This window comes from Kitasatospora sp. NPDC059146 (assembly GCF_042786665.1).
Lineage (GTDB): Bacteria > Actinomycetota > Actinomycetes > Streptomycetales > Streptomycetaceae > Kitasatospora.
Genome location: NZ_JBHZCY010000003.1, coordinates 93916 through 107095 on the forward strand (window position 1 = coordinate 93916; position 13180 = coordinate 107095).

Annotated in this window: 9 protein-coding genes; 4 read left to right on the plus strand and 5 right to left on the minus strand. The window is 74.6% G+C overall.

The genetic code is table 11. The features are described from left to right. Positions 1-75: 75 nt before the first annotated feature. Positions 76-1164: a PP2C family protein-serine/threonine phosphatase gene (locus ACFXPX_RS02090; protein WP_375883867.1), complete on the minus strand. Its 1089-nt coding sequence runs from the start codon at positions 1162-1164 to the stop codon at positions 76-78. 270 nt (positions 1165-1434) lie between these two features. Here ACFXPX_RS02090 and ACFXPX_RS02095 point away from each other — a divergent pair, with 270 nt between their 5' ends. From ACFXPX_RS02095 to ACFXPX_RS02105, 3 genes are all read left to right on the plus strand, one after another. Next, positions 1435-2382: an RluA family pseudouridine synthase gene (locus ACFXPX_RS02095; protein WP_380639234.1), complete on the plus strand. Its 948-nt coding sequence runs from the start codon at positions 1435-1437 to the stop codon at positions 2380-2382. Between the two features lie 174 nt (positions 2383-2556). Continuing rightward, a complete protein-coding gene (locus ACFXPX_RS02100) occupies positions 2557-3321 on the plus strand; it encodes an SDR family NAD(P)-dependent oxidoreductase (protein ID WP_380521429.1) in 765 nt (254 codons plus the stop codon). After that, entirely contained in the window at positions 3318-4385 is a 1068-nt protein-coding gene (locus ACFXPX_RS02105; RefSeq protein ID WP_380639236.1) for an S-adenosylmethionine:tRNA ribosyltransferase-isomerase, read from the plus strand. The genes ACFXPX_RS02100 and ACFXPX_RS02105 overlap by 4 nt, the downstream gene beginning before the upstream one ends. A 43-nt stretch (positions 4386-4428) precedes the next feature. Here the strand turns inward: ACFXPX_RS02105 and ACFXPX_RS02110 are convergent, their stop codons facing one another. The 3 genes from ACFXPX_RS02110 to ACFXPX_RS02120 all read right to left on the minus strand — a co-directional run bounded on the left by ACFXPX_RS02110 (position 4429) and on the right by ACFXPX_RS02120 (position 11349). After that, positions 4429-4833: a nuclear transport factor 2 family protein gene (locus ACFXPX_RS02110; protein WP_380521425.1), complete on the minus strand. Its 405-nt coding sequence runs from the start codon at positions 4831-4833 to the stop codon at positions 4429-4431. 119 nt (positions 4834-4952) lie between these two features. Beyond that, positions 4953-8636 (minus strand): SpoIIE family protein phosphatase, encoded by a 3684-nt coding sequence (locus ACFXPX_RS02115; RefSeq protein WP_380639238.1) that lies wholly within the window; start codon positions 8634-8636, stop codon positions 4953-4955. A gap of 1243 nt (positions 8637-9879) precedes the next feature. Further along, positions 9880-11349: an MFS transporter gene (locus ACFXPX_RS02120; protein ID WP_380639240.1), complete on the minus strand. Its 1470-nt coding sequence runs from the start codon at positions 11347-11349 to the stop codon at positions 9880-9882. Between the two features lie 120 nt (positions 11350-11469). On the opposite strand from ACFXPX_RS02120, the gene ACFXPX_RS02125 reads away from it, so the two are divergent. Further along, positions 11470-12018 carry a winged helix-turn-helix transcriptional regulator gene (locus ACFXPX_RS02125; protein ID WP_380587907.1) on the plus strand — a complete coding sequence of 183 codons (549 nt, stop codon included), beginning with the start codon at positions 11470-11472 and terminating at the stop codon, positions 12016-12018. Positions 12019-12189: 171 nt separating this feature from the next. On the opposite strand, the gene ACFXPX_RS02130 is transcribed toward ACFXPX_RS02125, so the two are convergent. Then, the gene (locus ACFXPX_RS02130) at positions 12190-13110 is read right to left on the minus strand and encodes a transposase (protein WP_380639242.1); all 921 of its coding nucleotides are present in this window, start codon (positions 13108-13110) and stop codon (positions 12190-12192) included. Between the last annotated feature and the right edge of the window lie 70 nt (positions 13111-13180).

A 13180-nucleotide genomic window follows, 5' to 3' on the forward strand; every position in this document is an offset into this window, starting at 1 on the left:
GAAGCGTTGCACACGGCACTGACAATCGCGTCCGCCAGCGGCCTCCCGCGCTCCCGTACTTCCGGCGCCCGTGCCTCAGTGGTCCCAGCGCAGCGCCAGCAGCGCCGCGTCGTCCGCCAGCCCGGCGTCCCCGACCCAGCCCCGGACGTCCGCCAGCACGGCGTCCAGCAGGTCGGCGGGGCTGCTGCCGTGCAGTCCGGGCAGCCGCTCCGCCAGCGGGTAGAACCGGCCCCCGGAGTCCCGGGCCTCGGACACCCCGTCGGTGTGCAGCAGCAACAGGTCGCCCGGGCCCGGTTCGAAGCGGCTGGCCGAGTAGTCCTCCCCGGTCAGCTCGCGCAGGCCCAACGGCGGCGCGGGGACGGTCGGCGCCAGCTCCTCGACCCGGCCCGCCCGGCGCAGCAGCGGGGGCGGGTGGCCGCAGTTCACCACCCGCACCGGTTCCCGGCCGGCCGGCACGTCCAGCAGCAGCGCGGTGGCGAACCGGCCGTCGCCCGGCCGCGCGGTGAGCGCCGCGTCCAGCCGCTCGGCGAGCCGCCCGGGGTCGGGCTCGGTGCGGGCCGCCTCCCGGAACACCCCCAGCACGTCGGCGGCCGTCTCCACCGCCGGGAGCCCGTGGCCCTGGACGTCGCCCAGCAGGATCCGCACTCCGAAGCGGGTCTCCACCACGGCGTACAGGTCCCCGCCGATCCGGGCCTCGGCGGTCGCCGCGACGTACCGCACGGCCAGCCGCAGCGGCCCGATCCGTTCGGCGGGCGGCCGCAGCAGGGCCCGCTGGGCGGCCTCGGCCACCGTCCGGACCTGGTACAGCTGCCGCTCCCGGGCCGCCACCAGCACCACGCTGGCGGCACTGGCCAGGGTCGCCGCCAGCACCGTGACCGGCACGCTGATCCGCACCGAGAGCGGCAGCTGGGTGTTGTCGGACTCCAGCGCGCCGACCGCCAGCAGCGCCGCCGCGCCGACCAGCAGCGGCACCCGGGCCTTGCGGGTGGTGGCCCCGAAGAGCACCGGGGCCACCGCGAGCAACGGGGACAGGGTCGCTCCGGGGCCGAGGGCCAGGGCGGCCACCACCGCGGCGACCAGCAGGACGAGGGCGCCGTACAGCAGCAGCCGGGTCCGCCGTGGCAGGTGCAGCGGCGGAAGCCCGTCCGGGCCGTCGGCGCTCACGCGTTCTCCTCCAGTGGTCGGGAAGCTCCAGGCCCCAGGGCCTGTCCCCTGGATCCTTTGGATCCTTTGGATCCTTGCCGGGTCCGCCGGAATCCAGGAGACAGGCCCGAGGGCCTTCGAACCACTTTCCCCGCCCTGCCCCGGGTCAGCACCTCGGCGCGGGGGCGCACCGGCGGCGTGCCGGTGCTCGGACCCTCCCGGCACCTCACCGCCGGGGCGGACGGGGCGCGCACCGGGCCCTGTCCGGCAGGGCCTAGGCTGGGCCGGGAGATGAGACGCAAGAACCGCCGCCCGGCCTCCCCCCTCCCGCAGCGCCTTGGCGTGGACCCGGTGCACCTGCGGCTGCCCCTGGAGGGCGACTGGCCGACCGTCCGGGAGCACCTGGTCGAGCGGCTGCCCGCGGTGGCGGCGGCGCGGATCGACGCGGCGCTGCGCGCGGGCGAGATCGTCGGCGAGCAGGGCCCGATCGCCCCCGACGAACCGTTTCGTCCCGGCGCGCACCTGTGGTTCTACCGGGACCTCCCGGCGGAGGTGCCCGTCCCCTTCGAGCTGGTGGTGCTGCACCGCGACGAGCACCTGGTGGTGGTCGACAAGCCGCACTTCCTGGCCACCACCCCGCGCGGCCGGCACGTCATCGAGACGGCGCTCTGCCGGTTGCGGCACGCCCTCGACCTGCCCGCGCTCAGCCCCGCCCACCGGATCGACCGGCTCACCGCGGGCCTGGCCATGTTCGTGGTCCGCCCCGAGGACCGCGGCGCCTACCAGACGCTCTTCCGCGACCGGCAGGTGCGCAAGGAGTACCGGGCGATCGCGCCGTACGACCCGGACCTGGCACTGCCGCGCACGGTGCGCAGCCACATCGTCAAGGAGCGCGGGGTGATCGCCGCCCGGGAGCTCGACGCGCCGCCGAACAGCGAGAGCCGGATCGAGCTGCTGGAGCGCCGCGACGGCCTCGCCTGCTACGGGCTGCAGCCGCTCAGCGGGCGCACCCACCAGCTGCGGCTGCACATGAGCGGCCTCGGAGTGCCGATCCTCGGTGACCCGGTGTACCCGGTGGTGCTGCCCGAACCGGCCCCGGACGACTTCCGCCGACCACTGCAACTGCTGGCCTCGACGGTCGAGTTCACCGACCCGCTGACCGGTCGGGAGCGCCGCTTCGAGAGCCGCCGCACGCTCGCCGCCTGGGACGACCCGTCCGGCTGGGCGGCCGGGGGCTGACCTCCCGCCGGGGGTGCAGGCCACCCTGGCCGATCTCCCGTCGGGGGGAGGGGGAGGGGGAGTGGGCCCCCGGGTCCCGGTCCTAGGTCCGGCCGGCGGTCTAGGACGAACGGAGGGCCCGGCCCCGGTTCCAGGGCCGATCCGCCGCCCGCCCGGTGGCGCGATGGTTGGGCCATGAACGCAGCGCAGCACACCGATTCCGCTCCCGTCGCCCTGGTCACCGGTGCCTCCCGCGGCCTCGGGCTGGCCCTCGCCCGCGCCCTCGCCGCCGAGGGCTGGCGGCTGGTGGTCACCGCCCGGGGCGCGACCGCACTCGCCGGGGCCGCGGCCGAACTGTCCGCCCTGACCGAGGTCGTCGCCCTGCCGGGTTCGATCGTCGACGACGACCACCGGGCCCACCTCGCCGCGGCCGCCGACCGCCTCGGCGGCGCGAGCCTCCTGATCAACAACGCCGGTTCGCTCAACGGCGCCACCGCGCCCGGCGCCGAACCGCTGCCCCGGATGGCCGACTTCCCGCTGCCGGACCTGCTGGAACTCTTCGAGGTCAACGCGCTTGCCCCGCTCGCCCTCACCCAGCTCGTCCTGCCGCAACTGCGCACCCACGCCGGGGCCGTGCTGAACATCAGCTCGGACGCCGCCGTGGAGCCCTACCTCGGTTGGGGCGGCTACGGTGCCAGCAAGGCGGCGCTCGACCAGGCCACCGCCGTACTCGCCCGGGAGGAGCCGGAGTTGCGGGTCTGGGCGGTCGACCCGGGCAGCATGCGCACCGCGATGCTGCAGGAGGCCAGTCCCGGTGAGGACATCTCCGGCGAGCCGCTGCCCGAACAGGTCGCCCCGCTGCTGCTCGGCCTGCTGCACCACCGCACGCCGTCCGGCCGCTACCGCGCCGAGGACCTGGCCGCCGTCCCCGCCCCTGCCCTCGGTCGGAGCGGGCGATGACCACCCTGGCCGCGCTGGGCCTCGATGTGACCGTCCCGCCCGAACTCTCCGCCCGCGAACCGGCGGAGGCCCGCGGCACGGCCCGGGACGGCGTGCGGATGCTGGTCGGCCGGCGCGACACCGGCGCCGTCGAGCACCACCGCTTCACCGAGCTGCCCGAGGTGCTGCGCCCGGGGGACCTCCTGGTGGTGAACAACTCGGCCACCGTCCCGGCCGCCCTCCCCGGCCGACTGCCCGACGGCACCCCGGTCGCGCTGCACCTGTCCTCCGCCCAGCCCGACCGACGGGGCTCCTACCTGGTCGAGTTGCGTCGGTCCGTGCCCGGTGCGGCCGCGGCCTACTACCCGCCGGAGGAGTCCCCGGCCCGCCCGGGCCTGTGCGTCGCCCTGCCGGCGGGCGGCGGGGCCGTCCTGGTGCAGCCCTTCACCGCCCGCCTCTGGTACGCCGAACTGTCCCTGCCCGAGCCCCTGTTGTCGTACCTGGACAGGCACGGCCGGGCGATCCGGTACGGCTACGTGGACCGCGACTGGCCGATCGAGGCCTACCGGACGGTCTTCGCGACCGTCCCCGGCAGCAGCGAAATGCCCAGCGCCGCACGCCCGTTCACGCCGGACTCGGTGGCGCGGCTGGCCGGTCGGGGCGTGCTGGTCGCTCCGGTCACCCTGCACACCGGGGTGGCCTCGCCGGAGGCGCACGAGGCCCCGTACGCGGAGCGATTCCACGTCCCGGCGGCCACCGCCCGGCTGGTCGGTCACGTCCGGGCCGAGGGCGGCCGGGTGATCGCCGTCGGCACCACCGTGGTCCGCGCCCTGGAGTCGGCGGTCGCGCCGGACGGCACGCTCCAGGAGGCGGACGGCTGGACGGAGTTGGTGATCACCCCGGAACGCGGCGTGCGCGCGGTGGACGGCCTGCTCACCGGCTGGCACGAGCCGCGCGCCTCGCACCTGCTGATGCTGGCCGCCGTCGCGGGCCGTCCACTGCTGGCGGCCTGCTACCGCGCGGCCGTGCAACAGCGCTACCTGTGGCACGAGTTCGGGGACGTCAACCTGCTGCTGCCGGACTGAGCCGGTGCCGCGGCCGACTGTCGGTCGCCCGGCCGGCAGGGGCTCAGGCCAGCAGGGTCCGCGCCACGTGGTGGGTGTCCAGGTACTCGCGGACGGCGGTGATCAGCCCGTTCTCGACGGTGAACACGCCCAGGCAGTGGTTCTCGTAGCGGGCACCGTTGGCGGCCGTCCCGACGGCGGTCCACTCGGCCACCGCCTGCGGGCCGTCGGCGAGGACGCCGGTGAGGGTGAGGCTCGGCAGGCCGTCGGAGGCGAAGAGGGTGCCGACCTGGCCGAGGAAGTCGCCGAAGATCTCCTGCTTGCCTCGCCAGGTACGGGAGAGCGCCAGGTCGCCCGGGTAGGTCCAGGTGGCGTCCTCGGCGAACAGGGCGACGGCGGCGTCGAGTTCGCCTGCGGCCAGCCGGGTGACGTACTCGGTGACGACGGTGCGGGCATCGCTCTGCGGCATGGTGGGCTCCTGTGGCTCGTCGTTCCGTCCGGTCGGGCTGCCGGCCGTGGCACCAGCAAAGCCCGGCGGCCGCCCCGGGGGCCAACAACGCCCGCCCCGGGCCGACAACCCGTGGTTGTTCACGCAGGCGGCGGGTAGTCCGGCGGCAGTTCCAGCTCGAACCAGACCACCTTGCCGTCCGTGGTCCGGCGGCTGCCCCAGCGGTGCGCCAGCTCGTTGACCAGGTGGATGCCGCGGCCGCCCTCGTCCTCGCTGCGGGCGCGCCGGATCCGGGGCGTCTCGCTCTCCCGGTCCGCGACCTCGACGGTGAGCACCCGGTTGCAGAACAGCCTTAGCTGGACGGGCGATCCGGCGTGCACCAGGGCGTTGGTGATCAGCTCGCTGGTGAGCAGCTCGGCCCAGTCGGTGAGCGAGGCCAGGCCCCAGGCGGTGAGCGTCTCGCGGGTGAAGCGCCGGGAGTGGGCGACCATCGCGTGGTCGCCGGTGAGCGGCAGGACGGCGATCCGGTCGGCGCCGGCCGGGCGGACCTGCGCCATGATGACGGCGATGTCGTCCTCCTGGGTGCGCCCGGTGAGCCGGGTCAGGACGGCGTCGCAGGTCTGCTCCAGCGAGCGGCGCCGGTCGGCGACCGTGCGGCAGAGCAACTCCAGCCCCTCGTCCAGGTCGTGGCCCCGGCGCTCGACCAGTCCGTCGGTGTAGAGGGTCAGGATGGCCTGCTCGGGGAGGGTGAACTCGACGCTCTCGAACGGGACTCCACCCACGCCCAGCGGAGCGCCGGGCGGCAGTTCGACCAGGTGGGCGTTGCCCTCGGTGTCGGCGACGACGGGCGGCAGGTGGCCGGCGCAGGCGGCGGTGCAGCTGCGGTCCGCCGGGTCGTAGACCACGCAGACGCAGGTCGCGAACTGTCCCTCGCCGAGCGCCGAGGTGGCCTCGTCCAGTCGGTGCAGGACTCGTACCGGGTTGAGCTCCAGGGTGATCAACGTCCGTGCCACCGTCCGTAGTTGGCCCATGGTGGCGGCGGCCCGGATGCCGTGGCCCATCACGTCGCCGACGATCAGGGCGACCCGGCCGGAGGACAGCGGCACCACGTCGAACCAGTCGCCGCCGACCTCGCTCACCACGCTGCTCGGCAGGTATCGGTAGGCCAGCTCCAGGCCGAGGGTGCGGTGGATCTCCTGCGGCAGCAGGCTGCGCTGGAGGGTCAGAGCGGTGTCCCGCTCCCGGCGGTAGAGCCGGGCGTTGTCGATCGCCAGTGCGGTGCGGGCGGCCAGCTCCTCGGCCAGCGAACGGTCCGCCGGTCCGAACGGCGCCGGATTGTGGGTGCGGACGAACTCCGCGCCGCCGAGCACCAGTCCGCGCGCCACCAGCGGCACCATCAGGTAGGAGTGCACCCCGGCGGCCAGCCCCGGCTCCACCCGGTCGGGGGAGGCGACGATCCGCCGCAGTTCCTGCTCCGTCACCTCGGAGACCAGGATCGAGCGCCGGGTCCGCAGGCTCTGCGCGTACACCTCGGCCGACTGCGAGGTCTCGCCGACCTGGTCCGCGGCCGCCGTCATGCTGCCGTCCGGCGCCGACTCGCCGACCGCCACCGCCCGCATCAGCACCGGCCCGTCCCTCGGCACCGGCCCGGGCTCCTCGCCGCCGAGCACCGCGTCGCGCAGGTCCACCGTCACGAAGTCGGCGAAGCGCGGGATCACCACCTCCACCAACTCCCGTGCGGTGCGGTGCAGATCGAGCGTGGTGCCGATCCGGTTGCTGGCCTCGTTCAACAGGCCCAGCCGCTGCTGGGCGGCCCAGGCCTCGTCCAGCGCCCGCTGCCGGGCCGCGGCCGCGTCCCGCTCCCGGGTGAACAGCAGCGCGTTGTCGATCGACACCGCCGCGCGTACGGCCAACTCCCCGGCCAGCGCCAGGTCCTCCTCCTCGTACGGGCGCTCCACCAGCGTCCGGTAGAAGCCCGCGACACCGACCGGATTGCCGCGCGCGATCAGCGGGACGACCATGAACGAGCGCACGTTCTGCTCCCGCACCGCGGCCGTGCGCACCGGATCGTCGGCGAACCAGGCCAGCCCCTCCTCGTCCATCCGCGGCACCAGCACCGGCCTGCGGTGCGCCAGGCTCCACGCGTACGGCGAACCGGGCTGGAACCGGTGCACCCCGCCCAGTCGGGCGATCGGCGCCAGGGTGGAACCGCGCACCGAGTGGAACGCCATCCGCCGCAGCAGCGCCGAACCGTCCGCCGGGGCGCGCGGCTCGCGCTCGCCCCGCACCAGCTCCTCCAGCACCTCCACCACCACCGTGTCCGCCAGCCGGGGCGTCGCCACCTCGGCCAACTCGTGGGCGGTGCGGTCGAGATCGAGCGTGGTCCCGATCCGGGCGGAGGCCGTGTTCACCAGCGCCAGCCGCTCCTGCGCGGCCTTCGCCTCGCGCAACGCCTGCTGCCGGGCCAGCACCGTCTGGTGCTGGCGCAGGTACAGCCGGGCGTTGTCGATCGCGACGGCCGCGCGCGAGGCCAATTCGTCGCCGAGCGTGATGTCCGCCTCCGCGAAGGACTCCCGCTCGCCGCGCCGCGAGTAGACCACCATGCCGAGCGTCGTGCCCCGCGCCACCAGCGGGGTGATCCGCACCGAGCGCGGCCGGTCGCCCAGGAACGCCCGGCGACGGCTCTCGCTGAGCGCGTCGGCCAGCGGCGACAGCTCCCAGGACGGCACCACCACCGTCCGCCCGGTGATCAGCGCCCGGGCGTACGGGGAGTCCGCGGTCAGCTCGTACACCGAGTCCACCGGCAACGCGTCGGCCGGGTACAGCGGATCCGTGGTGGCCAGCGCCAGCCGGCGCACCAGCTGGGCCGCGTCCGGGGCGGGCGGCTCGACGTTGCGCCCGGCGATCAGCGCCTCCAGCGCGAACACCCCGCTGATGTCGGCGACCCGGGGCACCATCGCGTCCGCCAGCTCCCGGGCCGTCTGCCGCAGGTCCAGCGTGGTGCCGATCGAGGCGGTCGCGTCGACCAGCAGCGACAGCCGCTCCTGCGCCCTCGCCGCCCGGGCATCGGCCCGGTAGCGCTCGGTGACGTCGATGATGGTCGCGCTCACCCCGAGCACCCGCCCGCTCCGGTCCGCCAGCCGGAAGTACGAGGCGGACCAGGCCCGGTCCCGCTGCGGATCCCCCGGCGTACGGCCCTGGGTACGGAAGTCCACCACCGGCCGGCCGGTCGACAGCACCTGCCGCATCACCGCCTCGGCCTCGTCCCCGTTGATCCCGGGCAGCACCTCGGTGAGCCGGCGGCCCAGGTGCTCGGGCACGGCCAGACCGTTCGCCACCGCCAGGGCCTCGTTCAGCCGCACGTAGCGCAGACCGGTGTCGAACACCGCCATGCCGACCGGGGACTGGGTGAAGAAACCGTCCAGCACGGCCAGGTCCGCCTGGATCCGGCGCAGCGTCGTCACCTCCGACGCCACCGCCAGCACCAGCGGCTCCCCGCCGGGCCCCCGGACCGGATGGGTCCGGAACTCCAGGTTCACCAGGTGCCCGTCCCGGTGCCGCACCGGGAACACCCCGGACCACTCGCGGCCCGCCAGGATCTCCCGGAACAGCTCCAGCACCTCCGGCCGGTGCTCGTCCGAGGTCAGCAGCCGGGCGGCCTTCGCCCCCACGGCCTCGTCCGCACGGTAACCGAGCAGTGCCTCCGCGTCGCCGCTCCAGTGCAGGATCCGCCCGTCGGCCTCGATCAGCGCCGTGGCGATCGGCACCATCAGCAGGGCGCCGTGCTGCGGCTCCCCCCGGCGTTGCGCGTCATCGTCCACCATGGCCAGAGAACCGCCCGGAGATCGTTCCCACCAGCCCTGCCATCCTCGCACGCAGCCCCCGCGCGCCGCCCCTCGTGGCCGCCGCCGACCCGTGCGAGCGGGCTGTACCCGATCCGGCACCGGGCGTCACCCGCACCCCTGGCTCCCCGCTCACCCGCGGCAACGCTCCGGCAGCCGAACGAAGTTGGGCAGACGTCTGTCGGAGCCCGGGGAACCCCTGCGATCCTCGGACCGAGCCCGCTCACCCACACGCCCCGACGACCTGGAGGAGTCCCCATGCCCGACTTCGGCGGAGGATTCACCGACCCCGACGAGCCCACCGATGACCAGCCCGAAGACCTCTCCGACGAGCCCCCCACCGAGGAAGCCCCCACCCCCAACGACTGACCCCCCATGGCAGGCCCCGACCCCGCACAGGAAGTCAGCCGGTTCGACTTCCTGCGCGGCCTGCGTTCCGGTCGGGCTGCTGTAGTCGCCGTGGGCAGGAGTTGCCCCGTGCCTGTCTGGTGGGTGTGCGTGGGAAGTCGGCGGGTTCGACTTCCTGTGTCGGCCGCGGGACCAGATGGCCTTGCGGCCGAGGGCGGTCGGCTGGTTCGCGTCGGGGCGTCGGCGCGTATGGAAAGTCGGCCGGGTCGACTTCTTGTGTTGGTTGTGGCGGGGCCAAGCGGCCTTCCCGTTCCAGGTGGCTGGTTGGTCTGCGTAGGAGGTCAGCCGGATCGACTTCCTGCGCGGCCTGCGTTCCGGCCGGGCTGCTGTAGTCGCCGTGGGCAGGAGTTGCCCGGCGCCTGTCCGGTGGGTGTGCGTGGGAAGTCGGCGGGTTCGACTTCCTGTGTCGGCCGTGCGGCGGGGCCAGGCGGTTCTTGCAGCCGAGGGCGGTCGGCTGGCTCGCGTTGGGACGTCGGCGCGCATGGAAAGTCGGCCGGGGCGACTTTCCATGGGCCTTGGCCCTGGCGGAGTGTGCATTCGGCGGCTGTGTCCGGGAGGTCGGCGGTTTCGACTTCTTGGGCCGGTTGTAGCGGGGCCAAGCTGCCTTACCTACTCCAGGTGGCTAGGTGGTGTGAGTGGGAAGTCGGCGGGGCCAGGTGGTTCTTGCAGCCGAGGGCGGTTGGCTGGCTCCTGTTGGGGCGTCGGCGCGCATGGAAAGTCGGCCGGGTCGAGTTCTTGTGTTGGTTGTGGCGGGGCAAGGCGGCCGGGTGGGCTGTGTGGGAAGTCGGCGGGGCCGACTTCCTGTGTGGGCGCCCGGTCATGGGGTCTGGGCTCCGGCCTGGGTGCGGCGTTCGGCGTGGCGGGCGGTGAGGGCGAGGGTTGCGCCGAGGAGGCAGAGGGTGGCGGCGAGCAGGACCGCGCGGTCGGTGCCGGTGGCGAGGGCCTGGGCGGCGGCCTCGGGGCCGGGGGTGTGGGGGTGGGCGGAGGAGGCGACGGCGACCGTCGCGGCGACGCCGAGGGCGGAGCCGAGGTAGCGGGAGGTGTTGTTGGCGCCCGAGCCCATGGCCGCGCGGTGGGCGGGGACGCTGCTGACCGCCAGCCGGGCGAGGGCCGCGTTGAGGACGCCGCTGCCGAGACCGGCCACGGCCAGGCCGGGGGCCAGCCGGAGCCAGGAGGAGTCGGGCCCGAGGCCGTACAGTCCTGCCTCGCCGAGCCCGCAGACGAGCAGACCGAGGGCGACCTGGGTGGTGGCCGACAGGTGGGCGGCCAGGCGGCGGGCCTGGAGGGCGGCGACCACGGACAGGCCGGACCACAGGGCGAGTACGCCGCCCGCGGCCAGGCCGGAGAGGCCGAGCACGCCCTGGAGCAGGGTGGGCAGGTAGCTCATGAAGCCGACCAGGGAGAGCCCGGTGAACAGGGCGCCGCCGGTTGCGGCGAGGAAGCCGGGGCTGCGGAACAGGGCCGGGTCGAGCATCGGCTCGCGGACCTTCGTCTCGACCACCGCGAAGGCGGCGAGCAGCAGCACCCCGCCGACCAGCAGTGTCACCACCGGGGCCCGCCCCCAGCCGTCGCGGCCCTCCGCGAGTCCGGCGATGAGCAGGGTGGTTCCGGTGGCGAGGGTGAGCACGCCGTACGGGTCCAGGGCGCGGGGCCGTTCGGCCCGGGACTCGGTGAGGAGGACGGCGGCGCAGGCGGCGACGACGGCCGAGACGACGGCGAGTCCGCCGCCGACCGCCCGCCAGCCCGCCCATTGCTGGATGAGCGCGCCGTAGACCGGTCCGACCGCGATGCCGAGGCCGACGGCCGCGCCCCAGACGCCGAGCGCCCGGATCCGTTGCGGCCCGGCCGGGTGGGCATGGCTGATCAGGCCGAGTGCGGGCGCGAGGACGGCGGCGCAGGCGGCGCCGAGCAGGATCCGGGCGGCCAGGTAGACGGTGCCGTCGGGGGCGAGTGCGGCCAGGGCCTCGGCGGCGGCGAACAGCAGGACGCCGGAGGTGAAGACCCGTTTGCGGCCGTGGTCGTCGGCGGCGCTGCCGGCCGTGAGCAGGAGGGCCGAGATGCCGACGAGGGTGCCGGTGAGGATCCAGGTGCGGCCGGTGGCGCCGAGGTGGGCGGCCTGGGCGGTGGCCGCGAGCGAGGCGGTGGGGGCGGTGTACGCGACGGTGACCAGGGCGGTGGCGGCCGCCGTGACGGCCAGGGTGGCACCGGGCCGGACCGGCCGGACGGGCCAGCGGCCCCGGACGAGCGGGCCAGGCAGTGTGGAAGGGGCAGGCGGTGCGGGGGACATGGGTGTTCCCTCCGGAGGGCGGCCAATGGGTCTGGTGAATGAACCTTCGTCTTGAGTGGGACGCTACCACCGAAAGTCTGTTCATTGAACCCGCATCGGCCGTGGACTACGCTGGCCCGCATGGCGCTGGGAACGGACTACGAACTGCAGGACTGCGCACTGGCCCGCGCCCTGGAGGTGGTCGGCGAGCGCTGGAGCCTGTTGATCGTCCGCGACGCGTTCTACGGCGTGCAGCGCTTCAACGACTTCCTCGTCCACCTGGGCATCCCGCGAGCCGTCCTCACCGCGCGACTCAACGCCCTGGTCGCGGCGGGGGTGCTGCGCAAGGAGCCGTACCAGCAGGCGCCGCTGCGCCACGGCTACCTGCTCACCGAGACCGGCCTCGAACTCTGGGGCCCGCTCTACCAGTTGAGCCGCTGGGGCGGCCGGCACGCGACCCCGGGCGGCCCGCACCACCTGTTCGCGCACCGCGCCTGCGGCACCGACCTCGACCTCATCGGCGCCTGCCCCGGCTGCGGCGGCGGGCCCGTCCCCCCGGCCGAGGTCACCATGCGCCCCAACCCGGCCCAGGCCGACGGTCACCGCGAGGACGCGGTCTCCCGCGCCCTGGTCCGCCCGCACCCGCTGCTCGAACCGATCGCCTCGGCAGCCGCCGCCTCCGCCGCGTAGCGGAGCCCCCCGGGCCCCCGGGCGGTGGGCACAGAGCCGAAGGGGCCGCCGGCAGCGTGCCGACGGCCCCTCGGGTGCGCCCGGATGCTGAACGGAAAATCGAACCTCAGCAGGGCAGGCGGCAGCGTCCGGGCCGCGAAGCGGAGCGGACGAACGCGTGAGCGGGTTGGGTCAGGCCGCCGTGGGTGCGAGGGTGACTTGGTGGCCGAGGCTTTGGAGCTGGCGGACGAGGTCCCGGGTTTGGCGGGCGGTGTTCAGGTGGCGTTGGTGCCAGTCGGCGCCGAGGTCCTGGTAGCGGGCGTCGGAGTCGTTGATCAGGTGCCAGGCGATGACGAGGATCGAACGGGCGACGGCGACCAGCGCCTTTGCGTGGCCTCGGCGTTTGACGAGACGTCGGTATCGGGCGCCGAGGAAGGTGTCCGTGCGGGCGGCGGCGTTCGCGGCTTCGCCCAGCGCACCCTTGAGCCAGGGATTGCCCCGGCCGGAGGGACCGGTGGTGTTCTTGGCCCCGGACTGGATGGTCCTGGGGCACAGCTTCGCCCAGGAGACCAGGTGCTCCGGGGTGGGGAACCGGCTCATGTCCAGGCCGATCTCGGCGAGGATGATCTGCGCGGTCGTCGCCCCGACGCCGGGGATCGCGTCCAGGCACCCGATCATGTCACGGGCTGGCCGTCCTGAGCCGACGGTCAGGGCGCTTTCGTGGCCACGAACCTTGCCGTCGTCACCTGGCGGGCCGGTCATCTCGGCGAGGAGCGCGCTGATGCGCCGGTCGAGTTCACCGAGCTGCTGGGTGAAGTGGTCGACCGTGCCGAGCAGCACGCTGAGGAGGTGGCCGTGGTGGTCCTCGAACTGCCCGGTCAGGGCCTCGACGAGGGCTTCGCGCTTCTTGACCATGCTGCCCCTGGCCAGCTCGGCCAGGGTGCCGAACGAGCGCAGCCACGCCAGGAGTAGGGCGTATCCCTCGGCGTTGGCTTCGAACTGCTCGGATCCCAGCGGGCGTCCGGCCGAGTCGATGGCGGCGGCGGTGTGGGTGTCCTTGTGGGTGTCGACGCCGCCGGTGATCTCGCGGTCCTGGTGTGCGATGGTGGACATCGCCGTCCTCTCCATTGATCCGGGTGGGGCGGCAGCCGCCGGTCCGGCGGGCGGACAGGACAGTGAAGGG